The following is a 23,075-nucleotide window of genomic DNA, read 5'->3' as shown; positions in this document are numbered from 1 at the left end:
TAGCAGCGTTGCCGTATTCTAGCGTATTTACTGATCCTTGGGGAAGATAACTTGCATATCATCAAAGAAAAAGTGGTGAAAACCGGTATGATTATTACGATTATCGCATTCTGTGCGGCGGCGATGGCGGTGATTTTATTCGGTGTCAATCAGTTTAAAATCGGTTCGCAGTTAGCCAGTATCAACCAGGTGGCGAATCTGTCGCATTTGCTGGTGCGTCAGCAGGCGAACCTGTTTTCCATGCTGCTGGTCAATAATGCGAAGCCCGAGCGGCTGACGGAAAATCTGGATAATTTTACTAAAGAAGCCTTTGTACTGGACGCCTCGATTTACGCCAGCGACGGAAAATTGCTGGCACAAAGCAGTAATGCGTCGGGTTTGCGCAGTCAGCTTGGTCTGGGCGAAACGGAAGCGAAAGCGATCAACACGCAGCAAATCGTGGAGCCGATTTATTCGCCGAACGGCATTGAGGGTTTTTTGCGGATTACGTTCGATATGAAATACGGGCAGACGACCCAAAATAAAATCAATCAGATTTTTCATCAGCTGTACGGCGAACTTATTATCGTGTTTCTGGCGGGAATTTTGGCCGCCAGCTCAGTGCATTATTTTTTAAGCCATTACCGGCGCGCGCACCGTCGGGCACAGGAGGTTAAGCCGGCAATCGGCCGGCAGAAAATTCATACTACGCTGAATTATCATCGCCGCCGTAAACGGTTTGTCAAATAGGCCGGCGATAATCGCGCGGCTTGTGATCGCGCGATTTTTTGCCGATCTTAAATCTCAATATAGCCTTTCTGCCAGTTGACCTTCAGCGATTGCCCCGGCTGAATGTCGCGCAATTTTTCACCGAAACCCAGTGCAATCGGAATGTGCAGCGCGTTGGCAAGCAACGTGGTATGGGAGCAGGCCGAGCCTTGCGCCAGGCAAATGCCGCCGAACGGAACGGCGCAGAGCTGTGCCAGTGCGGAAGGATAAAGCTCGTCCGCGCATAAAATGTCATCTTCGTGCACAACCGGCAACGGCGGTGCGATCCCCCGCAGATTGGCGGAAAAGCGATCGCGCAGATCACGAATATCCAGTTCTCTGGCGCGTAAATAAGGATCGTCAACCTGATGATACTGTGCGGCAACCTGATCAAACACCGCCCGACAGGCGGCATCAAGCTCCTGCTGTGCCGGCAAGGCGAGCAGAGTTTCGCTCACTTCTTCCAGCAACAGCTGATGCGCCGAAAATAGTGGACGGAAAGTCGGCGGCAATGCAGGCAATGCCGTCAGCGCGGCAAGCTGTTCGCGCGTGGCGGCCAGCGCCTGTTCTACACTATGGCGCATGTCACCTTGTTCGGCAGGCAAAACTTGCTGAAAACAGACCGCACTTCCCACACTTTCTGCGGCGACGGCAATGCCTTGCAAGCGGGTTTGGGGAGGCGTCGTGGCGTCAGGCGCATCACCGAAGTCTTGCTCCGCCAGCGTTTGCAGCGCGGCAAGCGCTTGCGTCGCCTCCTCGCCTTCGGCATAGAAACTGACCGGCTGGCCCTGTCGGATTTGCAGCTGAATCAACTGATTATAACTTTTCGCATCGGCGAACTGACCGTCATGTCGAATCCAGACCCGGGCATGAAAAGGCGATAGGGTTTCGATGATTTTCGCCGCCGGACGGGCGTGAATGCCGTGCCGGTTGCGCACGACGATGTCTATCTGCGGCGCGTCGCAAGGAGGCAAATCCGGCGTTTGAGACTGAACGGCTTGCTGTTCGCCGCCGAGCTGGGATTGTTTGCCGTGCAGGGCGTTTTCCGCCTCTTGCATCACGCGGTTCAGATCGGCGCCGGCCGAGGCGGACACCACCGCCGCCAACGTGCCTTCCACCAATGGCGCGGCACATAGTCTGACATTGTCCGCCATGGCGGGATCGATAAGTTCCAGCGCGGTTTCCGCACTGAGAAGGGCGCTGCCTAAATCCATCAGAATCAGCACGCCGTCGGGGCTATATACCTGCTCAATGGCGTGCATAATGCGTACCGCGTCGGTGCCGATGGCATTTTCCGGCTCCGCCATGCCCGCCGCCAGCGCAATGCGGCAGCCGTGATTCATTTGTTCCGCCAGCTGCGCAATGCCGCACGCCAAGGTATAGGAATGGGAAACCAGCACCAGATTAACCATGGATAACCTCGTGCAATGCTTCAATTATCAGGGCGGCGGAGGTTGCGCCGGGATCCTGATGGCCGATACTGCGTTCGCCCAGATAGCTGGCGCGGCCTTTTTTCGCCTGTAAGGCAATGGTGCTTTCAAGCTGGCGTTGCGCCACGGCAACCGCCTGCGCGAGATCCTGATCAGCGCTCAGCTGGGCGGCGACAGGCAGCCAGACATCGCACATGGTTTTATCTCCGATTGCCGCTTTGCCGCGCGCCACAATGCCGTTCACACCGTCCTGTAACGCTTGGCTGAACTCCGTGAAGGTCAGGGATTGCTTCCCGGCGGTTGATTGCGCCATTTTCATAAACAGCGCGCCGAACAGCGGGCCGCTTGCTCCGCCGACGCTGGAAAGCAATGTCATGCCGGTGGTTTTCATGATCGTGCCGATATCTTTATCCGCCGCCTCCGGCAGCTTTTCCATCACCTTGGTAAAACCGCGCTGCATATTTAATCCGTGATCGCCGTCGCCGATGGCGGTGTCCAGCTCGGTCAGCCATTGCTGGTGTTGTTTAAATTTCGCCGCGCAGGCGGCAATCCATTGCATAATCTGAGATTTTGTTATCTCCATGGTTATCACCTTGATTTTTAAACAGAAAAACGTAAGAAAATCACACCGCACTTTGAGGCGTATACTTGCGTGCCATGGCTTATCCGCGCCATGCCGGCGTACTGACCGGAGCGTCAAACAGCGCCAAATCCTCATCATCGACTTTCAGCAGGGTAATGGATACGCCCTGCATATCCAGCGAGGTGCAGTATGATCCCACCAGCGCCCGTTCGATCCGCAGACCGAAATCGCAACAGTTTTTGTGCAGCCGGGCAAATACGCCGTACAGTTCGGAAAGCGGTACGCTGCCCAGATTGTTGACCAGTGCGATGACCCGATCGCCCTTTTGCAGCGCCTGTTTATGCTGAATGTGCTCCTGCCAGTCGCCCTGTGTGCGATCCCAAACCCGGATGGGGCGCTGATAATCGCCGTTTTCGATCAGCGTGGCGAACATGCTATCCACCGTCTCATTCAGACCGTTGAACGGGCGGCGGGCAATGCCGGGTTCGCCGTGAATACCGACACCGAATTCCATTTCGTTTTCCGCCAGCGTAAAGGACGGTTTGCCCGCGGCGGGAACCGTACAGGCGCCCAGCGCAATGCCGATGGAATGACCGTGATTGTTCAGCTTATGCCCCAGACGCACCAGCTGATCCAAATCCTGCCCGCGTGTTGCCGCAGCGCCGAGTATTTTTTCGATCAGCACCGTATTGGCGACACCGCGCCGGCCGGCGGTATAAAGGCTGTCTTTGACCGCCACATCGTCATCCACCAGCACTGCCGCCACCTGTTTGCCTTCCGCGTGCAGCAGTTCCACCGCGGTTTCGAAATTCAGCACATCGCCGGTGTAGTTTTTGATGATCATCAGCACGCCCGCGCCGCTGTCCGCCGCCAGTCCGCAGGCATACATCTGATCTGGTGTCGGTGAGGTAAAGATCGCGCCGGGACAGGCGCCGTCCAGCATGCCTTCGCCGACGAAACCGGCGTGCATCGGCTCGTGTCCGCTGCCGCCGCCGGAAATCAGCGCCACTTTATCGGCTGTCGGCGCGGTCTGTCGGATAACATAGACCGGATCTTGGTTTATGTTCAGTTCAGGATGCGCCAACGCCAGCCCCTGCAATTGTTCTTCAAGTACCTGTTCCGCTTGATTGATTAATTTTTTCATCGCCACTCCTTGTGTGATAAGTGATCCGTAAATACTAAGAAAACGCGCAAACAATAACAAAAAACCGTGTTTTATTCTGGGATCTTGCTCACGGATTTGATATTTAAGCGAAAAGGAACATAAATTTGATTGAAAACAATCACGAAAAGGAGGCAAAGGGAAAATAAAAAACCGCCCTTTATTGCAGGCGGTTTTCTGTTAAATCGGATTTAAAAAACGATTACGCTAATTTTTTGATCTGTGCAGATAATTTGGATTTGTGGTTAGCCGCTTTGTTAGCGTGAATTAAACCTTTAGACGCCATACGATCCACAACTTTCTGCATTGCAACGAATGCGGTTTCTGCGGTTGCTTTTTCGCCTGCTGCGATTGCGGCGTAAACTTTTTTAATGTAAGTACGCATCATTGAGCGCTGACTTGCATTGTGTTGACGGCGTTTTTCTGACTGAACCGCACGTTTTTTAGCTGACTTGATATTAGCCAAGGTCAAACTCCTGAAAATTTCTGTTAGTTTATGGAATAAAAATAAAGGCGTAAAATATGCCTTTTTTCTATACAATTGTCAATAAACAATTGGCAAAATTTAGTTTGAGGATTCGGTGAGACACAACCGAAAGTCAGCATCGTTATCGGAAAATGCGCTTTCTGTTAGCCCACCTGAACGATGTGGGCGAGATTTTAACAGTTTTTTGCCCCGGAATATAGCGTAAAAATAAAATTTCTATACAATTAAGCCAAAATTTCAGCCCAAGAGTGAATTATTTTGAGTAAACGATTATTACGATCCGGCATGCTGGTCAGTGCGATGACATTATTGTCGCGGGTGCTGGGTCTGGTGCGCGATGTGATTACCGCGCAGCTTATCGGGGCCGGCGTGGCGGCGGATGTCTTTTTATTTGCCAACCGAATCCCGAATTTTCTGCGCCGGCTGTTTGCCGAAGGCGCTTTTTCACAGGCGTTCGTGCCGGTGCTGGCGGAATATCAGAAAACCGGCGATGTGGATAAAACCCGCGCATTTATCGCGAAGGTTTCCGGCACGCTCGGCGGTTTAGTCACGATAGTCACTGCGCTGGCGATGGTCTTTTCGCCGTTGGTGGCGGCGCTGTTCGGCACCGGCTGGTTTCTGGACTGGCTGCACGACGGGCCGAACGGAGTGAAATTCGAGCAGGCGTCCCTGCTGCTGAAAATTACCTTTCCTTATTTATGGTTTATCACGTTCGTCGCTTTATCCGGCGCCATTTTGAATACGCTCGGCCGGTTCGGCGTGATGTCCTTTTCGCCGGTGCTGCTGAATATTGCGATGATTTGCACCGCACTTTTTCTTGCCCCGCATGTCAGCAGTCCGGATTTAGCCTTAGCCATCGGGATTTTTATCGGCGGGCTGTTGCAGTTTTTATTTCAGATCCCTTTTCTGAAACGGGCCGGGCTGCTGGTGAGGCCGAAATGGGCGTGGAACGATGCCGGCGTTAAGAAAATCCGCACGTTGATGATTCCCGCCCTGTTCGGGGTGTCGGTCAGCCAGATTAATTTGTTGCTGGATACCTTTATCGCCAGCTTTCTGATGACCGGTTCGATCAGCTGGCTGTATTATTCCGATCGTCTGCTTGAGTTTCCGCTCGGTCTGTTCGGGATCGCCATTTCCACCGTTATTTTACCGACGCTGGCGCGACATCATGTTAATCGCAGTGATGACGAACAGCGCAGCGTGGCGGATTTTCGCCAAACTATGGATTGGGGCGTGCGCATGATTCTGCTGCTCGGCGTGCCGGCGATGATCGGCATTGCGGTGCTGGCCCAACCGATGCTGCTGGTGCTGTTTATGCGCGGTCAGTTTTTGCTGCACGATGTGCAGGCGGCGTCATATTCCTTATGGGCGTTTAATGCCGGGCTGCTGAGTTTTATGCTGATTAAAATTCTGGCCAACGGCTATTACGCCCGGCAGGATACCAAAACGCCGGTGAAAATCGGTATTATCGCCATGGTCAGCAACATGGGGTTTAATCTGCTGGCGATTCCTTTCAGCTATGTGGGTCTGGCGATGGCGTCAGCGCTGTCGGCGAGCTTAAACGCCTATTTGTTGTACCGCGGGCTGGCGCAGGCGGATATTTACCGTTTCAGCCGACAAAGTGCGGTGTTTTTAGTGAAAGTTTTGCTGGCTGCGGCGGTGATGGGCGCGGTCGTGTGGTATTACAGCCCGGCGCTGGACGGCTGGCAGGCGATGTCGTTTTTACAGCGCGTGCATTGGCTGGGCTGGTTGATTGGTTGTGCGGCGGCGGTTTACGGCATCATGCTGTGGCTGCTCGGGATCGACAAAAAAGCCTTAACCGCCGCATAAAACATGCGATCCCGCCGGATCGCATCGCTTATCGTTTTATCGTCACTTCAATTCAGGCTTATTGCGGCATATAAGGCAACGGATAAGCTTCCAGTTCCGTTTCGCTGTGCGGCAGTCTGAATTCGGCTTCCGCCGGCAGTTGGTTATTTAGCACGACCTGCAACCATAAAACGCCGTCAAAATTGACCGCACTTAAGATAAAGCCGGTTTTGCGCCAACCGCTTTCCAGCCGCATTTCGATTTCCGCACCGATATCCGGCGTCACGGCGGTGGCGGCGCGGAAGGTGAACATCGCCCGTTTATTGATGCCGCGATATTTAGCGCGGGCGATGGTTTCCTGACCGATATAGCAACCTTTGGTAAAGGAAACCGCCTGTTCCAGCTGCGGCAGATTCAGCGCCTGCGGAATAAATTCAAGCCGGCTTTGCGGGCTTAACAGCGGAATGCCCGCGCGGATGTCCTGTATATCCCAATAAGCCGCCGGCGTGTCGCATTGACAATCCGGCTCGGCGGGATTAAGCAGAATATAACGTGTCGGCTGCGTCGGTAATGTCAGGGTGAGGTGAGCCGCCGTTTGCGGGGCGTTTTCACCGGCAATGCCGATAATCGGCCAGTCCGGCAGGGTGAAGCTGATATCGGAGAACACCGCGTATTTTTTTAATTGCGCAAGGGTGTCGGCCAGTAAATTTTGTCTGACTAACAGATAAAATTGCTGCCGGTCGCGACGAATCAGGCGAAACAGCGAGTTGATTTTGCCTTTCGGATCACAATGTGCCGCCAGCGTAGATTGTCCGTCCGCCAGTTGGGTCACATCGCAGGTCAGCTGGCCTTGCAGGAATTTTTCCGCCTCGGCGCCCTGCGCGGAGATTACGCCGTACTGTGCAAGATTAATCCGCATAATGATTCCTTATTCCAGATTCTGAATTTGTTCGCGCATTTGTTCGATCAGCACTTTCAGTTCCACCGCCGAGTTGGTGATGTCGGCATTGATGGATTTTGACGCCAGCGTATTGCTTTCACGGTTTAACTCCTGCATCATAAAATCCAGTTTGCGCCCTACCGCGCCGCCTTTGTGCAGAATGGCGCGGGTTTCCTTCACATGCAGCTGCAGGCGATCCAATTCTTCCGCCACATCGATGCGCTGTGCCAGCAGTACCATTTCCTGCTCCAGCCGTTGTGTGTCCGGTTGCAGTTGCAGCTCATCGAAACGTTGTTGTAAGCGATCGCGCTGCCATTGCATAATCAGCGGCATTTGCGCGCGCACTTTATCGGCTTCCGCCGAAATGCCGTCGAGGCGTTGCTCGATGAGGCTTTTCAGTTTCTCGCCTTCACGCGCGCGCATGGCGATAAAGTCTGTCAGCAGCTCATCAAACGCCGCCAGCAGATCGCGGCTGATAGCGTCCAGATCCTGCTCCGGCGCTTCCACCACGCCCGGATAACGCAGAATATCGGTCAGGCTGATTTCGCCTTCGCCCGCCTGCTGTTTAATCCATTGCAGGGACTGAATAACCTGCCGGGCGAGATCGTTATTCAGGTTGAGTGCGGTCGCCGTTTGTTTTTTGTGTTCAATGCGCAGACTGCATTCAACTTTGCCGCGGGTCAGATTGCGGCGCAGCGTTTCCCGCAGGTTGTTTTCCAGCGCGCGGAACTGTTCCGGCAGACGGAAGAAATTTTCCAAATAACGTTGATTCACCGAACGGATTTCCCATACGGCGTCGCCCCAGTCCCGTTTGATTTCGCGACGGGCGAAAGCGGTCATACTGTAAATCATAAGCTTGTCCTTAGTTTGCGGTTTGGCGGCGATTCGGTTGTCGGGATGGCGCCGCTAAACGGCGTGTTCTGTTGGCTGGGATAATGTGAAAAAGCATAAATTTTTCAGGTGATTATCATAAAGCCGGGGCTGCCCGGACGGCATTATCGACAACATCGCCGTAAGTGCGGTTATTTTACCTTTAAATTTCGCATATGTCAGTTTGCGTGTTAAAATGAGCGCACTTTTATCACCTGAAATGAAGGAATTTTTAATGCGTCCGAACCAACGAGCTTTTAATCAACCCCGCCCGATTACAATCACCCGTCACTATACCAAACACGCCGAAGGATCGGTGTTGGTGGAATTCGGTGACACCAAAGTGATTTGCACCGCCACGGTGGAAGAGACGGTACCGCGTTTTCTGAAAGGACAGAATCAGGGCTGGGTGACGGCGGAATACGGCATGCTGCCGCGTTCCACCCACAGCCGTATGCCGCGCGAAGCGGCGAAGGGCAAACAGGGCGGGCGCACCATGGAAATTCAGCGCTTAATCGCCCGTTCGTTAAGAGCGATGGTGGATTTAACCGCACTGGGCGAGCGTTCGATTACGCTGGACTGCGATGTGATTCAGGCCGATGGCGGCACCCGCACGGCATCCATTACCGGTGCCTGTGTGGCGTTAGTGGATGCGGTGAACGCGCTGCTGGCGAACGGCACGCTGAAAACCAACCCGCTGAAAGGACTGGTGGCGGCGGTTTCCGTCGGGATTGTCAACGGCGATGCGGTATGCGATCTGGAATATGTGGAAGACAGCGCGGCGGAAACGGATATGAATGTGGTGATGACCGACGACAGCCGGCTCATCGAGGTGCAGGGCACGGCGGAAGGCGAGCCGTTCAGCCATGAGGAACTGCTCACCTTGCTGGCATTGGCGAAACAGGGCTGTGATGCCATTTTTCAGGCGCAGCGTCGCGCATTGGCGGAGTAAGGAAACTTATGCAGGATTATAAACATGAATTCATCAAATTCGCCTTAAGTCGCCATGTGCTGAAATTCGGCGAATTCACCCTGAAATCCGGGCGCGTCAGTCCGTATTTTTTTAATGCCGGATTATTTAATAGCGGTGCGGATCTGGCTTGTCTGGGGCGGTTTTATGCCGCGGCGATTGAGGCGGCAAAGCTGGATTACGATGTCATTTTCGGCCCCGCCTATAAAGGGATTCCGATCGGCACCACGGTGTCGGTGGCACTGTTTGATCAATACGGTGTGGATAAACCGGTGTGTTTTAACCGCAAAGAAGCCAAAGATCACGGCGAGGGCGGCAATTTAATCGGCAGTCCGTTACAGGGACGGGTGCTGCTGGTGGACGATGTGATCACCGCCGGCACCGCCATTCGGGAGGCGATGGATTTAATTGCGGCGAATAATGCCCGTCTCAGCGCGGTGGTGATCGCGTTAAACCGGCAGGAGCGGGGCAAAGGCGAACTTTCCGCCATTCAGGAAGTCGAACGTGATTATGCCTGTCAGGTGTTGTCCATTATCGATGTGGACGATTTAATGACCTTTATTCAGCGGGATGAACAATACCGTCAGCATTTGCCGGCGCTGCGCGCTTATCGTGAGCGTTACGGCGTGTAATGGCACTGACATAAAAGTGCGGTGTTTTTTCACCAGATTTCGCTCGCAGCGGTTAAACCGGCGGATGGGCTGAAACCGGTGGAAAACCGACCGCACTTTATCTGTATCGGAGTAAATAATGAATTTTATCGGGAAATTACTGGGCTTTATTATCGGCTGGCGCTTCGGCGGGTTATTCGGCGCCATTGCCGGCGTGATTCTGGGGCATATCGCGGATAAAAAACTGTATGAACTCGGCAGCGTGAATTCCAGTTTTTTCAACACTAAACTGACGCGCCAGTCTTTGTTTATGCAGACCACGTTTGCCGTGCTGGGGCATTTGACCAAAGCCAAAGGGCGGGTGACGGAAGACGACATTGCACTGGCCAGCAGCCTGATGCAGCAGATGAATCTGGATGACGCCGGGCGTAAGCTGGCGCAGGAGGCGTTTAACCGCGGAAAAGAGGCCGGCTTCCCGATTCGTCAGGTGATCCGCGAATTCCGCTTGGGCTGCGGACAGCGCGCCGATTTGCTCAGAATGTTTTTATCCGTTCAGGTGAAAGCGGCGTTTGCCGACGATCATCTGCATGAGAATGAAAAAGAGATTTTGTTTGTGGTGGCGGAAGAACTGGGATTGTCACGCTTTCAGTTCGAGCAGCTGTTAATGGCGGAGATGGCGGCGCGCCATTTCAGCCGCAACGGCGGATTTTACCAACAGCAGGGCGACTATCGGCAACAGGGCGGTTACCGTCAGGGCGGCTATCGGCAGCAGGGCGGTTATCAAGCACAGACGTCGGGGCCGACGCTGGATGACGCCTATAAAGTGCTGGGCGTGTCGGCAAGTGATGATCGCAATACCGTAAAACGCGCTTATCGCCGCTTAATGAACGAAAATCACCCGGATAAACTGGTCGCCAAAGGCCTGCCGAAAGAAATGCTGGAAATGGCGAAGGAAAAAGCCCAGCAGATTCAGGCGGCTTATGATTTAATCTGCAAAGCCAAAGGCTGGAAATAATGCGGAAACAAGCCAAAGCCGACGCAGGTGTGCTTGCGCTGGCGTGTTTTATCGGTGCGTTGATTATCTGGTCTGGGATTGCACCTTTTTCCCGCGCGGTCTGGTATGCGGAAATTCTGCCGATTATAGCGGTTTTCGGCACGTTAGTGTTGACTTATCGCTATTTTCAGTTCAGCCGTACCGCCTATTTGTTGATGTCGGTGTGGCTGATTATGCACACCGTCGGGGCGCATTATACCTTTGAACATGTCCCTTTCCGTTGGGCAAGCGATTTGCTGGCGCCGTGGCTGGAGGAGGGGCGCAATCATTTTGACCGCGTCGCCCATTACGCTATCGGGTTTTACAGCTATCCGGCGGCGGAATTTCTGTTGCGCCGCAAGCTGTGCGGGCCGGTGATCGCCGGGCTGTTTTCTCTGTTTCTGATTATGTCCGTCGCCGCGGCCTACGAGTTGATCGAATGGCAATATGCGGTGCTGGCGGGCGGCGATAACGGGATCGCGTTCCTCGGTTCGCAGGGCGATGGGTGGGATGCACAAAAAGATATGCTGGCCGATACGCTGGGCGCCATCACCGCATTGCTGCTGTTTTATGGGATCCGCCCTGATCGTGAGCGGCAGGCCTGATGATGCGCGTGATGTTAGCGCCGATGCAGGGCGTTTTGGATCCTTTGGTACGTCAGCTGCTGACGGAGGTCAATGATTATGATCTGTGCATTTCCGAATTTGTACGCGTGGTGGACCAATTACTGCCTGAAAAAGTGTTTTATCGCTTATGTCCGGAGCTGGCCGACGGCGGCAAAACTCCGTCCGGCACGCCGTTGCGCGTGCAGTTGCTCGGACAATCGCCGCCCTGGCTGGCGGAAAACGCCCGGCGTGCGGTTGAACTGGGTTCTTACGGCGTGGATCTGAATTGCGGTTGTCCGTCGAAAACGGTCAATGGCAGCCACGGCGGGGCGGCGTTATTAAAACAGCCGGAGTTGATTTATCAGGCGACCCGCGCCATTCGTCAGGCATTGCCGGCTGAGCAGCCGGTCAGCGTCAAGGTGCGCCTCGGCTGGGATAATGACAGCGCCGCGTTGGAAATTGCCGATGCGGTGCAGCAGGGCGGGGCGACGGAAATTACGGTGCATGGCCGCACCAAAGCCGACGGTTATCGCGCCGATCGCATCAATTGGGCAAAAATCGGCGAAGTGCGGGCTAAATTATCCATTCCGGTGATTGCCAACGGTGAAATCCGGCACTGGCAGGACGGACAGGCTTGTCTTGCCGTCACCGGCTGCCGCGCGCTTATGATCGGGCGCGGCGCGTTGCATATTCCGAATCTGAGTCGGGTGGTGAAGTTCAATCATGCGAAATTGGACTGGCAAACCGGCGTCATGCCGCTGTTATGCCGCTATGCGGAGATGCAAAACCCCTATGACAGCGGATTTTATCATGTGGCGCGGATTAAACAGTGGCTGCAATATCTGCAACAAGATTATGCGCCGGCGCACGCGCTGTTTGCGCGGATTAAAACCTGTCAGGATGCGGCGGATTTGCGCGCAAGATTATATCAGGCGGTAACGGAATGAAATATCAATGGATTTTTTTTGATGCGGATGAAACCCTGTTTTCCTTCGATGGTTTTGCCGGGCTAAAGCGCATGTTCGCCGCTTACGGGGTGGATTTTCAGGCGGCGGATTTCGACGAATTTCAGCAGCTTAACAAACCGCTGTGGGTACAATATCAAAATGCCGAAATCAGCGCGCAACAGTTACAAACCACGCGCTTTGAACGCTGGGGCAAGCGGCTGGGCAAAAGTGCGGCGGAGTTAAACCGGCATTATTTGCTGGCGATGGCGGAAATTTGCCGTCCGTTGGAGGGCGTTACCGAAACGCTGCAATATTTGGCCGCAGGGGCGAAGCTGGCGATTATTACCAACGGCTTTACTCTGATGCAGCAGCTGCGGTTGCAGAATACCGGTTTGCAGGATTACTTTGAATTTATTACGGTGTCGGAAGAGGTCGGCATTGCCAAGCCCGACGCCCGCATTTTCGCCCATAGCCTACAGCGTGCGCAAGTGAAAGATAAAAGTAAAGTGCTGATGGTGGGCGATACGCTGCAATCGGATATTCAGGGCGGCATTAATGCCGGGCTGGACACATGCTGGCTGGCGCACCGGCGCACCAACGAGACGGCAATTCAGCCCGCTTATACGGTAAATCGCTTCGCCGAGCTGGCGGAGGTGGTGAAAGACTCGCGCTAAACAATATCGCGCGAAAAAGCGGGGAAAAGTGCGGTGTGATTTTATGGTGTTTTCGGTACGCGGCCGAAAAGATAAAAAATCCGACCGCACTTTTGTTTAATCGATACCCAATACTTTGCGTCCGTTGATGCTGGCGATATTGATCATGGCGTCGAGATCGGGAAAACGGCAGCCGGCGGCAAGCAGGCTTAATTCCTGCCACATATCGCCTTCGCACAGCGGTACCATGTAATCGCAGATATTGTCGGTACCGATAGCGACCGTAATGCCTTCCGGGATCATTTCGTCCGCCGGCGTCAGGGCGTTGTGAAACGGCATCAGATCTTCTTTGCGGTTGCTGTCAATCCACGCCATCGGGCAGGCGATAATCATCATTTGCGCCTGACGCATTTTTTCGTACAGTTTATAGCGGTATTCTTTGGAATGGGCGCCGATGGAAATGCCGTGAATGGCGACCACCCGCCCCTGCATGCCGTGCTCGATGGTTTTATCGCACAATTGTTCGGTTTCTTTTTCGCGCGGCGTGTTGAACTGATCCACATGCACATGGCACATAATGCCGAGGGAGTTGGCTTTATCCAGCAAAATATCCATGGCTTCCAGACCGCGTCCGTAATCCAGTTCGTCGCGATAAGGCAGGCCGCCTATCATATCCACCATTTCCGAACCGATGTCAAACCATTTTCTGGCGGTGGGTTCGATGACGCCTTTGAGCGTCTGATTGGCGAATTTCAGCGTAATATCGTGCTTATACACCTCGCGCGCTTTGTGTGCGGCGATAATGGCGCGGTCTTCGCAGATGGGATCGATATCCACAAAGGTTCCGAATGCGGTGACACCCTGCGCAATCATCAGCTCGATGGCCTGACAGAACCGGGCGTAATAATCGTCCACCGATGAGGTGCGTTTGACCTCGTCCACCAGATCCCACTTTTGTTGCAGATTGCTGCTGTGATAAATGCCGATTTTTTCCGGAGTCATAGTAAATGCGCGGTCAGCATGCGCATGGGCGTTTACCCAGCCGCCCTTTTTGATGATTTCATCTCTGATGTAGGTTTTAAAGCTACGAACGTGGTTTTTCATAATTACTCCGTGACGATATAAGCGATAACAGGCGGACAGCGGCTGAAGATATAAAAAAATCCCGCATGCAAGGGGATTGGTTATTAAGTGAAAAGAGAATTGCGTTCGATGCGCTTTGGCGCGCACCGAGTAAGTTGATTGCAATGTTATGAAAAATTCTCGGATTTTTAATTAATAACATTATATCCAGTCCTGATATAAGGGCGCGAACCTGACGGCCGAACCCCGGATACTCGGGCGATAGTATAAGGGGTTCGATATTAAAAATATAATCGGTTCTAACTATTGGTGGCCGGGTGAATCGAGGTTATTTTTCAAAAAACTCCCCTTCCCGGGTAAACACGTCCAAAAACAGTCCCAGCGGCGGCGATTCCGACGAGGCCGGCTGATAAGTGCGGTCGTATTTTTGATAGTTTCCGCGCCGATCGATATGGTATTGCGTGCCGTCCGGCATGATCACGACGGTCCAGCGGTAATTGCCCGCCTGCACCCAGTCGCGGCTTGCCGACGGGTCGAATAAGTCTTTTCCCTGTGCGTAATCGGAAACCGGATTTTCGGTATTGAACAGATGTTTCATCAGCGCCGGCAGCACATCGGTATGCGTGGTCAGGCGGTTGATTTTTCCAGCGGCCAGCGCTTTCCAGCGCACAATCATCGGCACCTGAATTTCATCGCGGGCGAAATAATGCATTTGCTGTTTTTCATCCAGCCCATTGAAGTGGTAGCCGTGCTCCGCGGTCAGCATCACCAGCGTGTCCGGGTCAACCGTGTTCAGTACGCTGTCGAGCAGCGTATCCAGCCGGCTCAGCTGTTGCGTATAATCCGCCTGTGTCAGCCCCTGCGGCAGCGCCAGACTCAAATAAGCAAAGAACGGCGTATTGCGCTGCGTTATCTGTGCGTGCCATTGTATAAACTGCTCGGCGGCGGTGCGGTTATCGGTTTTTTTCTTCGTCAAGCGGTTGTCGGCAAACAGCGCCTGACGGAATAAACTGGCTTTAAATCCGTCGGCGGAGAATAATCCCAGACTGTAACCGCTGTTTTTCCGGCGTAATGTGTCGATCAGCACGGATTCGGTCCTATTGCTGAGCAGGCTGTCGGTATAATTGGCGTTCAGACCGTAGAATAAACCGGTCAGCCCGTTATTGTTGGTATTGCCGGTGCTGTAGTGATTGGTATATTGCGTGGCCTGTTCGGCAAAAGCGTGCAGTGCCGGCATCGTTTCGGCCTTCAGCGCATCATAGCGCAGACCGGAGACGGTAATTAACAGAATATTGGTTTTTTCCCCATGCTCGGCGTATCTCAATGCCTGCTGCGGATAATTGATTTTCGGCGCTTCCGGGCGGCCTTCCTGTTCCAGTGTCTGACTGTACTGCGCTTTATCCAGCAGACCGTGTTTTTCCAGAAAAGAGCGCGCCGTCATCGGGTAGGACAGTGGAAAATTGGATTTCTGCATGGTGATCGGGCGGTAAATCGAGGCGTCCGCCCACGCGTAAATTACATGGTTGGCGGTAAACGCGCAGAGAAAAAAGAGGCCGACGCCTTTCAGCCATTTCTGCCGTTCCAGACTGCGCAGTTTTTCCCACGACCAGCGTGAAAACAGCATTTGCGCCAGTAAAATGATTGGCATCGGGGCGAAGAAAATCTGCCAGTTGCGCGACAGCTCGCCGTTTTCCGGATTCACCAGCAGATTCCACACCACGGAGGAAAGGTGCAGATTAAAGCGCGAGAACACTTCCGTATCGACCAGCAGCAACGCCATGCCGATCGTGGCCAGAATCACAGTCAGCCCGCGGAAAGTGCGGTGATTTTTGATGATAAAACTGAGCGGAAATACCACCAGCAGATACACGGCGAACACAATAAAACTGAAATGGCCGAGCAGGCTGATAAAAAAATAGAGTTTGCCGAACAGGGTATCCGGCCAGTCAATGATAAACGCATAGCGGGAGCCGATAATAATGGCCCATAAGCTATTAAAAAACACAAACCAATGTCCCCAGGAAATCTTGCGGGAGGTTTCTTCGCGATATTGTTTGCCGTTTTTAATCCATAACATAGTGTTTATTTATCGCTTTTGACTGAGTTCAGCAACGCTTCTGAAAAGGCTTGCGCCAGTGCGCTGCGTTGTCGGGTGCCGACGCTGCTGCGCAGTAAATGGGTAACCATGTTGCCGAGCACCACCAGCGACAGCTCGACCGGCGCCTGATGTTTTTCGAGTACGCCGATCATATCCTGTAAAATCGCATCGACCTGTTTGTCCTGATATTTTGATTGTTTTGCCATGCTGAACCCTGAACGTAGCGGCGGAGGGGAAAACCGGTGGTGAATTATCCGAATGATAATCGATTTTTTTACCCTCAAGAATAATTTCGTATATGCTAGCATATTTTTCACTAAAGTGCGGTTATAATATCGCGCAAATTTATCGTGATAAACAGCGAGTTAAAAAATGACTATCAGTGTGAACCAAATTGTATTGCATCAATTAGTTAAGCCGGAACCGGCGGAGGAAAATGCCGCCTTGAGCCTGCAGTTGCGGGAGGCGTTGCTGCCGGTGACGGCGGAGGCGGAACAAATGATGCTGCAGCTGCACCAAGGCTATCAGAATAAAGCGAAAGGCTACGGCGTTTTTCAGGCCGCATCGAATTTTGCCCGGCAGCTTAACCGGCTGCTGGAAGGCGAGACGGATTTTTTATCTTTCAGCCAGCAGGCCGCGACTTTACTGGCGGCGGAATTGGGCAAATATGCCTTTGCCGATAGCGGTACGCTGATTTTGTGCCGTTACAGTTTTTTAGCCACCGATTACCTGTTTATCGCGCTGCTGGACAGCCGCGCCAGTATGCTGGTGGATGAGCAGCTGGAGATTCACCGTACCCAATACCTTGACATCACGCAGTTTGATATTGCCGGACGGATTAATTTGACCGATTTGCAGACCGACGCGGATTCCAACCGTTATCTGACCTTTATTAAAGGCAGGGTAGGGCGTAAAATCGGCGATTTTTTTATGGATTTCCTCGGCGCGGAGGAAGGGCTGAATCCGCAGGTACAGAATCAGTGTTTACTACAGGCGGTGAGCGATTACTGCCGGCAGGGCGAATTGGATCCGGTGCAGTCGCAGGCGGTGAAAAAACAGGTGTTCGACTATTGCAAAGGGCAGCTGAGCGGCGGTGAGGAAATCGAATTAACGGAACTTTCCGCCAGCATTCCGACTCTAAAAGACCGCCCTTTCGCCGATTTTGCCGCCGAACAGGATTACGGGCTGGCGGACAGCATTCCGCCGCTGCGCTCGGCACTGAAAAGCCTGACCAAATTTTGCGGCTCCGGCAAGGGGGTGACGATCAGTTTTGATGCGGAATTAATCGATCAGCGGATCATCTGGGATGAAGCGGCCGATACCTTAACAATCAAAGGGTTACCGCCTAATCTGCGTGATCAGCTGCAGCGCCGGCTAAAAGCGCAGAATTAATTTGGCAATCCGGTTAACTTTCGGTATTATCAACCATTGTTTGCAGACTATAAAAAAGGTAAAAATATGCAATTAAAATCCGTTATTCCTGCGGTCGTGTTAGCCTTAAGCCTAACCGCGTGTTCCGCCATGAATAAAATCGTTTATCGTATTGATGTGCCGCAGGGCAATTATTTGGAGGCCGCGACGGTGGCGCAGGTTAAACCGGGAATGAACGCCCAGCAGGTGCAGTATCTGCTCGGTACGCCGGTATTAATCGACCCTTATAGCAATAATACTTGGTATTATGTTTTCCTGCTGCAAAAAGCCTACGAAACGCCGGATCAGCATACTTTTATCGTTAATTTTGATCGCAACGGCATTGTTACCGGCGTGGATCTGGATAAACCGTTGCCGGATGAGGCTAAGCCGGAAATCAACAATGCGATTATTACCGGTACGGACACACAAACCAAAAGCTGGTGGCAGTTCTGGAAATAGGGCGATTGGCGAAAGGCAGCGTCAACGGCTGTTTTTCCGAGACGGCGTAATGACTATAAGGATATCCGATTATGACCAAGCTTTTATTAGTTGACGATGATGTCGAGCTTGTCGAATTACTGGCAGAATTGCTCAGTCTGGAAGGATTTGAGGTTGAGGTGGCGAATAACGGGCAGCAGGCATTGGATAAACTGGATGCCGGTTATGATCTGGTGCTGCTGGATGTCATGATGCCGGTATTGAACGGCATTGAAACCTTGAAACAGATCCGGCGCAAATTTACCGTGCCGGTGATGATGCTGACCGCCCGCGGTGAGGAAATCGATCGCGTGCTGGGGCTGGAACTCGGTGCCGATGATTACCTGCCGAAACCGTTTAACGACAGAGAACTGGTGGCTCGGATTAAGGCGATTTTGCGCCGCACTGTTACCCCGCCGGCGGCCGGGGAGTCTCATAAAGCGGCGGAAGAAAACGGTTCTTTCGAATTCTGTGATCTGACTTTATATCCGGGTCGTCAGCAGGCGCTGTTTAACGGTCAGGATCTGGAACTGACGGGCACGGAATTCGCCTTATTGCAGATTCTGATTTCCAATCCGGGGCAGATAGTGTCGCGCGAATATCTCAGTATGGAAGTGCTTGGAAAACCGCTGACCCCTTTTGATCGCGCGATTGATATGCATATGTCCAATCTGCGCAAAAAGTTACCGCCGAGAAACGATGACACCTCTTGGTTTAAAACCCTGCGCGGCAGAGGTTATTTACTGGTCGCGGAAAAATAATAATTTGACATGCAAATGATATCTTTGATTTATGAAATTAAGTTCGATTGCGTTTTTTAATACGCTCTCTTTGCGTATTTTCGCCTTTTTTTGGCTGTCTTTTTTAATTTTATTCGGGCTGGCATTTTTCCTGCCGCATTTTGACGCACGTCTTTATTCCGAGTTGAATAATAATGAAGTCTCCGCCTATCACCGCGAAATCTCTTCCGTTATCCGCAATAATCATCTTTCGCATATTTTATCCGGTGCGCCGGTTTTTCCTACGGACAAATTCGACGGTGTACACCCGGTTTTAGTCAACCCGGAAGGGGAAATTATCGGCGCCCGCAAAGAAGAAACCGCACCGATACAGCAATTTATTTATCATGCCAAAAATCCGCTGCAGCCGTTAAAGAAAAGTTTTTATGACTTGCAAATCGCCGGCCCTTTTGTGGTGTATGTCAATACCTCGGGCGAAGAGGTGTCTTATACGCTGTATTTTTTACGCAAAGTGGAGGCGCAGAAAGAATTCGTCTCTTTTGCCTTTGATCATCCGCTGATTTTGATTTTGGTCATTCTGGGCGTATCAACGCCGTTATTGTGGTGGCTGTCGCACAGTATCGGCCGTCCGCTGCGCAATTTACAGCGCGCCTCAAACGCCGTTGCGATGGGTAATTTTAAAACCGATAAAAATCTGGAGATTTACGGCACGGTGGAACTGCGTCAGGTCGGCCAGAGTTTTAATCATATGACGGCGGCGCTGGAGGATTTATTATCTAGTCAGCAGTCGCTGCTGTCGTCCATTTCCCATGAACTGAGAACACCGCTGACCCGTTTGCAGCTGGCGCTGGCGTTATTGCGGCGGCGTATCGGCGAAGGCACGGAAGTCGCCCGTATTGAAAAGGAAGCGCAGCAGCTGGATGCGATGATTAACGATTTGCTGCTGTTATCCCGCCAGCAGCTCAACAGCCATTTGTTGCGAAATATTTTCCCGATTGTCGAACTGTGGTCGGATATTGTGAACGACGGCGCTTTTGAGGCGGAACAACGTAAACTGAATTTTAAAGTGCGTCAGCTGATTTACACACCGAAGCAGTTTTTTATCAACGGTAATAAAGGTCTGTTATGCAGTGCGGTGGAAAATATTATCCGCAACGCGATGAAATATACCAAATCGCGGATTGAAACGACGATTTTTCTGAAGAATAATGCTCTGTTTATTGCCATTGATGATGACGGCGACGGCATCCCGGCAAAAGAATATGAAAATATTTTTAAACCGTTTTACCGGATTGATGAAGCCAGAACGCGGGAAACCGGCGGGGCGGGGCTCGGTCTGGCGATTGTGGCGAATGTTATCAAAGAACATCAGGGCAGCGTACGGGCGATGCAAAGCCATTTGGGCGGGTTGCGCGTTCTGATTCAGCTGCCGTTATGGATTCATAAATAAAACGCACCGCACTTTACTTTAGCCAAAAAAACAAAACGGCGCGCTTTTGTCGTTATCATCTCCGCGTCATATCGGCCACCGAGCGGCGCTCAATCAGCGTCGGTTGCAGGGTTAAAGTGCGGTAGTTTTCCGTCGGGTTTTTAATGCGTTGCAGCAGCGTATCCACCGCCGACTGCGCCAGCCGGTCTTTCGGCTGATGAATGGTGCTGAGCGGCGGCGAAAGGTATTGCGCCAGATTGATATTATCGTAACCGATAACAGACATGTCGTGCGGCACGGAAAGCCCATGGCGCCAAAGGGTTTGATAAGCGCCGAGGGCGATAGTATCGCTACAGGCGAATACCGCACCGGGGCGCTGCGGCAGATTCAGCAGAGTTTCCATGCCGGCAAGCCCGCCGTCGAAATTAAAATGACTTTCGATCACCCATTCCCGCCGCAGCGGGATATCGTATTCCGCCAGTGCTTTTTTATAGCCGGCGAGGCGATTGCGCGCCAGCAGTTTTTTCAGGCTGCCGGTAATTATCGCGATATGCCGATGGCCGTGTTCAATCAGGCATTTTGTCGCCAGATAGCCGCCGAGTGCCGAATCTTCGTGAATTTTATCCGCGTTCAGCTCGCTCGGCCACCAGTCCATAATAACGCTGGGTACCGACAGATTGAGCGGCTTGGCGCGAAAACGGCTTTCCGTACACATCAGCAGTAAACCGTCCACCTGCTTTTGCATCAGCGTCTGCAGGTTTTTTTCCAGCCGGCTTTCATCGTCGTCGGTATTGCATAAAATCAGATTATAATCGTGCCGGTTGCAGTACCGTTCCACATGGGCGACCACTTCGGCGAAAAACGGGTTATCGCTGGTGGTGACCAGCATTCCGATAGTGTTGGTTTGTTTGACTTTCAGGCTACGTGCCAGCGCCGAAGGCGTGTAATCCAGCTGCGCCACCACCTGCATGACTTTATTGCGGATCTCATCGCTGACGAAGCGGGAATTATTGATCACATGGGAAACGGTGGAGGTGGAAACCTGTGCGATCCGTGCGATGTCTTTCATTGTAGTCATGGTTTCCGCCTCCTGCGGTAATTTATTGGCGGGCTAAAAAGGCCAGCGTTTCCGCCCGCTGCGGAATGGACGGCTGGGCGCCCTGACGCGTCACGCTGATTGCCGCCGCCGCATGGGCGAAACGGATTGCCTCCGCCATCGGTTTATCTTCCAGCAGCGCACAGACCAGCGCGCCGTTAAAGGTATCGCCTGCGGCGGTGGTATCAACGGCGTCGACTTGAAAGCCGGCAATAATTTCGCCCTCGCCCCGCCGGCTGAAATAGACCCCTTTGGCGCCCAGCGTAATCAGGACGGTTTCAATGCCCTTGGCATGCAAAACCTGTGCCGCTTTGACCGCACTTTGTTCATCGGTCACTGTTATGCCGGTCAGGATTTCGGCTTCCGTTTCGTTCGGGGTGATCATGCTTAGCCGGCTTAACAGGCAGTCGGGCAGCGGTTGTGCCGGTGCCGGATTTAAAATCACTTTGGTCTGATTGGCATAGGCCAATTCTGCGGCTTTTTGCACCGCACTTAACGGTGTTTCCAGCTGCATCAGCAGATAATCGGCGCGCATAATCTCCGCTGCGAAGGTCTCGACCGCCGCTTCATCCAGCCGGGCGTTGGCGCCGGCGGAAATCACGATACTGTTTTCGCCGCTGTCGGCCACCTGAATCAGGGCGACGCCGGTGGTTTCGCCGGCAATTTCCACAATCGGGCGGGTATTGATGCCGTCCTGCGCAAAGGCCTTTTTCATTGCGCGACCGATATCGTCGTCGCCGATACAACCGATAAAATTCACTTGCGCGCCGCAACGCGCCGCCGCGACCGCCTGATTGGCGCCCTTGCCGCCGTAAGCGATGTGGTAGTTGCGACCGCTTAAGGTTTCGCCCGGTCGGGCAAAGTGCGGTACGGAAATGACGTGATCGGCGTTGATGCTGCCGAGCACGGTAAGTGTTTTAGCCATAAGAACTCCGAAAATCTGTTCGATGTAACGGGCGAAGGCGTGATGTTTCGCCCGTCTGTCAGCGTTATTCCGTAACCACTTTTAACGCAACGGGAATTTTAGCCTCCACTTTCTCGCCTTTCAACAGTTTGTCCGCGGTTTCTACCCCCAGACTGCCGATCAGTTCCGGCTGTTGTGCGATGGTGGCGGCCAGTTTACCGCTTTTAACCGCTTTAATGCCGTCGTCGGTACCGTCGAAACCGACCACCAGCACGTTTTTATTGGCCGCACCGATCGCCCGCAGCGCACCCAGCGCCATTTCATCGTTTTGGGCGAATACCGCCTGCACCGCCCCTTTACTGGCGAGCAGATTTTCCATTACGTTCAGTCCTTTAGTGCGGTCGAAATCCGCCGGTTGGCTGGCAAGCACGCTGAAATGATGGGCGTCGATGGCCTGTTTAAAACCTTCGCCCCGTTCCCGCGCGGCGGAAGTTCCGGCCAGCCCTTCCAGCTGAATCACTTTCGCCCCGTCGCCCAGTTTTTGCGCGATGAAATCGCCCGCCATTTTGCCGCCGGCCACATTATCCGAGGCGATATGGCTGACCACTTCACCTTTTGCCGCACCGCGATCCAGCGTGATAACCGGGATCTTATTGCGGTTTGCGATGGCCACCGCATTACTCACCGCTTCGCTGTCCGTCGGGTTGATTAATAACACTTTGGCGCCGCGAACGGTGAGATCTTCCACATTGGACAGCTCTTTGGCCGGATCGTTTTGTGAATCCAGCACCACTAGTTTGTAGCCCAGCTCGTCCGCTTTTTTCTGCGCGCCGTCCCGCAGGGAGACGAAAAACGGATTATCCAGCGTGGAAACCGTCAGGGCGAGGGTATCCTGCGCCAGCGCCGCACCGCTGACAGCAAGGCTTAACAGCATGGCTGAGGTCAGTTTGGTTAATTTTTTCATCATCTAATCTCCTTTAAATAAATG

The 23,075-nt window shown here is 53.0% G+C and carries 24 protein-coding genes and 1 pseudogene; 12 read left to right on the top strand and 13 right to left on the bottom strand.

The window, feature by feature from the left end; translation table 11 throughout:
• Nucleotides 1-51 precede the first annotated feature (51 nt).
• Nucleotides 52-729, top strand: a complete 678-nt coding sequence (locus ACESOH_RS01885; protein ID WP_373099305.1) for a YtjB family periplasmic protein — start codon at nt 52-54, stop codon at nt 727-729.
• Between the two features lie 47 nt (nt 730-776).
• Here the strand turns inward: ACESOH_RS01885 and ACESOH_RS01880 are convergent, their stop codons facing one another.
• The 5 genes and pseudogenes from ACESOH_RS01880 to rpsT all read right to left on the bottom strand — a co-directional run bounded on the left by ACESOH_RS01880 (nt 777) and on the right by rpsT (nt 4,388).
• On the bottom strand, nt 777-1,685 hold the full coding sequence (locus ACESOH_RS01880; protein WP_373099865.1) for an HPr family phosphocarrier protein: 909 nt from the start codon (nt 1,683-1,685) through the stop codon (nt 777-779).
• A 78-nt stretch (nt 1,686-1,763) separates the two neighbouring features.
• Nucleotides 1,764-2,159: pseudogene (gene dhaM, locus ACESOH_RS01875) on the bottom strand (dihydroxyacetone kinase phosphoryl donor subunit DhaM); the annotation flags it as partial.
• Nucleotides 2,152-2,760 carry a dihydroxyacetone kinase subunit DhaL gene (gene dhaL, locus ACESOH_RS01870; protein ID WP_373099303.1) on the bottom strand — a complete coding sequence of 203 codons (609 nt, stop codon included), beginning with the start codon at nt 2,758-2,760 and terminating at the stop codon, nt 2,152-2,154. The pseudogene dhaM and the gene dhaL, both read right to left, overlap by 8 nt.
• Nucleotides 2,761-2,839: 79 nt before the next feature.
• Nucleotides 2,840-3,904 carry a dihydroxyacetone kinase subunit DhaK gene (dhaK, locus tag ACESOH_RS01865; RefSeq protein WP_373099301.1) on the bottom strand — a complete coding sequence of 355 codons (1,065 nt, stop codon included), beginning with the start codon at nt 3,902-3,904 and terminating at the stop codon, nt 2,840-2,842.
• Nucleotides 3,905-4,124: 220 nt separating this feature from the next.
• Nucleotides 4,125-4,388, bottom strand: a complete 264-nt coding sequence (gene rpsT / locus ACESOH_RS01860; protein WP_032093397.1) for a 30S ribosomal protein S20 — start codon at nt 4,386-4,388, stop codon at nt 4,125-4,127.
• Nucleotides 4,389-4,667: 279 nt separating this feature from the next.
• Here rpsT and murJ point away from each other — a divergent pair, with 279 nt between their 5' ends.
• Nucleotides 4,668-6,239, top strand: coding sequence for a murein biosynthesis integral membrane protein MurJ (gene murJ, locus ACESOH_RS01855; protein ID WP_373099299.1), 1,572 nt, complete (start codon nt 4,668-4,670; stop codon nt 6,237-6,239).
• Nucleotides 6,240-6,297: 58 nt separating this feature from the next.
• On the opposite strand, the gene ygfZ is transcribed toward murJ, so the two are convergent.
• Together ygfZ and ACESOH_RS01845 are read right to left on the bottom strand one after the other, a co-directional pair.
• Nucleotides 6,298-7,137: a CAF17-like 4Fe-4S cluster assembly/insertion protein YgfZ gene (gene ygfZ, locus ACESOH_RS01850; RefSeq protein WP_373099298.1), complete on the bottom strand. Its 840-nt coding sequence runs from the start codon at nt 7,135-7,137 to the stop codon at nt 6,298-6,300.
• 9 nt (nt 7,138-7,146) lie between these two features.
• Nucleotides 7,147-8,010 carry a YicC/YloC family endoribonuclease gene (locus ACESOH_RS01845; RefSeq protein ID WP_373099296.1) on the bottom strand — a complete coding sequence of 288 codons (864 nt, stop codon included), beginning with the start codon at nt 8,008-8,010 and terminating at the stop codon, nt 7,147-7,149.
• 253 nt (nt 8,011-8,263) lie between these two features.
• Here ACESOH_RS01845 and rph point away from each other — a divergent pair, with 253 nt between their 5' ends.
• The 6 genes from rph (at nt 8,264) to yjjG (ending at nt 12,868) form a co-directional block, all read left to right on the top strand.
• Nucleotides 8,264-8,980 (top strand): ribonuclease PH, encoded by a 717-nt coding sequence (rph, locus tag ACESOH_RS01840; RefSeq protein WP_373099863.1) that lies wholly within the window; start codon nt 8,264-8,266, stop codon nt 8,978-8,980.
• Between the two features lie 8 nt (nt 8,981-8,988).
• On the top strand, nt 8,989-9,630 hold the full coding sequence (pyrE, locus tag ACESOH_RS01835; protein WP_032093402.1) for an orotate phosphoribosyltransferase: 642 nt from the start codon (nt 8,989-8,991) through the stop codon (nt 9,628-9,630).
• 118 nt (nt 9,631-9,748) lie between these two features.
• Nucleotides 9,749-10,624, top strand: coding sequence for a co-chaperone DjlA (gene djlA / locus ACESOH_RS01830; RefSeq protein ID WP_032093403.1), 876 nt, complete (start codon nt 9,749-9,751; stop codon nt 10,622-10,624).
• Complete coding sequence (locus ACESOH_RS01825; protein WP_373099293.1) at nt 10,624-11,247, top strand: DUF2238 domain-containing protein; 624 nt, start codon at nt 10,624-10,626, stop codon at nt 11,245-11,247. The genes djlA and ACESOH_RS01825 overlap by 1 nt, the downstream gene beginning before the upstream one ends.
• Nucleotides 11,248-11,249: 2 nt before the next feature.
• On the top strand, nt 11,250-12,194 hold the full coding sequence (gene dusC, locus ACESOH_RS01820) for a tRNA dihydrouridine(16) synthase DusC (RefSeq protein ID WP_032093462.1): 945 nt from the start codon (nt 11,250-11,252) through the stop codon (nt 12,192-12,194).
• A complete protein-coding gene (gene yjjG / locus ACESOH_RS01815; RefSeq protein WP_373099292.1) occupies nt 12,191-12,868 on the top strand; it encodes a pyrimidine 5'-nucleotidase in 678 nt (225 codons plus the stop codon). The genes dusC and yjjG overlap by 4 nt, the downstream gene beginning before the upstream one ends.
• Nucleotides 12,869-12,964: 96 nt before the next feature.
• Here the strand turns inward: yjjG and ACESOH_RS01810 are convergent, their stop codons facing one another.
• From ACESOH_RS01810 to ACESOH_RS01800, 3 genes are all read right to left on the bottom strand, one after another.
• The gene (locus ACESOH_RS01810; protein ID WP_032093406.1) at nt 12,965-13,951 is read right to left on the bottom strand and encodes an amidohydrolase family protein; all 987 of its coding nucleotides are present in this window, start codon (nt 13,949-13,951) and stop codon (nt 12,965-12,967) included.
• 307 nt (nt 13,952-14,258) lie between these two features.
• On the bottom strand, nt 14,259-16,007 hold the full coding sequence (locus ACESOH_RS01805; protein WP_373099290.1) for a DUF3413 domain-containing protein: 1,749 nt from the start codon (nt 16,005-16,007) through the stop codon (nt 14,259-14,261).
• 5 nt (nt 16,008-16,012) lie between these two features.
• Nucleotides 16,013-16,234: a YejL family protein gene (locus tag ACESOH_RS01800; RefSeq protein ID WP_373099289.1), complete on the bottom strand. Its 222-nt coding sequence runs from the start codon at nt 16,232-16,234 to the stop codon at nt 16,013-16,015.
• A gap of 166 nt (nt 16,235-16,400) precedes the next feature.
• On the opposite strand from ACESOH_RS01800, the gene yejK reads away from it, so the two are divergent.
• The 4 genes from yejK to cpxA all read left to right on the top strand — a co-directional run bounded on the left by yejK (nt 16,401) and on the right by cpxA (nt 20,108).
• Nucleotides 16,401-17,420: a nucleoid-associated protein YejK gene (gene yejK, locus ACESOH_RS01795; protein ID WP_373099287.1), complete on the top strand. Its 1,020-nt coding sequence runs from the start codon at nt 16,401-16,403 to the stop codon at nt 17,418-17,420.
• A gap of 66 nt (nt 17,421-17,486) precedes the next feature.
• Nucleotides 17,487-17,900, top strand: coding sequence for an outer membrane protein assembly factor BamE (gene bamE, locus ACESOH_RS01790; protein WP_032093410.1), 414 nt, complete (start codon nt 17,487-17,489; stop codon nt 17,898-17,900).
• Between the two features lie 71 nt (nt 17,901-17,971).
• The gene (gene cpxR, locus ACESOH_RS01785; RefSeq protein ID WP_373099285.1) at nt 17,972-18,679 is read left to right on the top strand and encodes an envelope stress response regulator transcription factor CpxR; all 708 of its coding nucleotides are present in this window, start codon (nt 17,972-17,974) and stop codon (nt 18,677-18,679) included.
• A 31-nt stretch (nt 18,680-18,710) separates the two neighbouring features.
• Complete coding sequence (gene cpxA / locus ACESOH_RS01780; protein ID WP_373099283.1) at nt 18,711-20,108, top strand: envelope stress sensor histidine kinase CpxA; 1,398 nt, start codon at nt 18,711-18,713, stop codon at nt 20,106-20,108.
• Between the two features lie 55 nt (nt 20,109-20,163).
• Here cpxA and ACESOH_RS01775 read toward each other — a convergent pair whose 3' ends face one another.
• The 3 genes from ACESOH_RS01775 to rbsB all read right to left on the bottom strand — a co-directional run bounded on the left by ACESOH_RS01775 (nt 20,164) and on the right by rbsB (nt 23,051).
• On the bottom strand, nt 20,164-21,165 hold the full coding sequence (locus ACESOH_RS01775) for a substrate-binding domain-containing protein (RefSeq protein ID WP_373099282.1): 1,002 nt from the start codon (nt 21,163-21,165) through the stop codon (nt 20,164-20,166).
• Nucleotides 21,166-21,187: 22 nt separating this feature from the next.
• A complete protein-coding gene (rbsK, locus tag ACESOH_RS01770; protein ID WP_373099281.1) occupies nt 21,188-22,108 on the bottom strand; it encodes a ribokinase in 921 nt (306 codons plus the stop codon).
• 64 nt (nt 22,109-22,172) lie between these two features.
• Nucleotides 22,173-23,051, bottom strand: coding sequence for a ribose ABC transporter substrate-binding protein RbsB (rbsB, locus tag ACESOH_RS01765; RefSeq protein WP_373099861.1), 879 nt, complete (start codon nt 23,049-23,051; stop codon nt 22,173-22,175).
• Between the last annotated feature and the right edge of the window lie 24 nt (nt 23,052-23,075).

Origin of the sequence: Necropsobacter rosorum (assembly GCF_964241405.1) — a bacterium.
Lineage (GTDB): Bacteria > Pseudomonadota > Gammaproteobacteria > Enterobacterales > Pasteurellaceae > Necropsobacter > Necropsobacter rosorum.
Note: the sequence above shows the minus strand (reverse complement) of the source record. Positions and strands in the feature narration are given on the sequence as shown.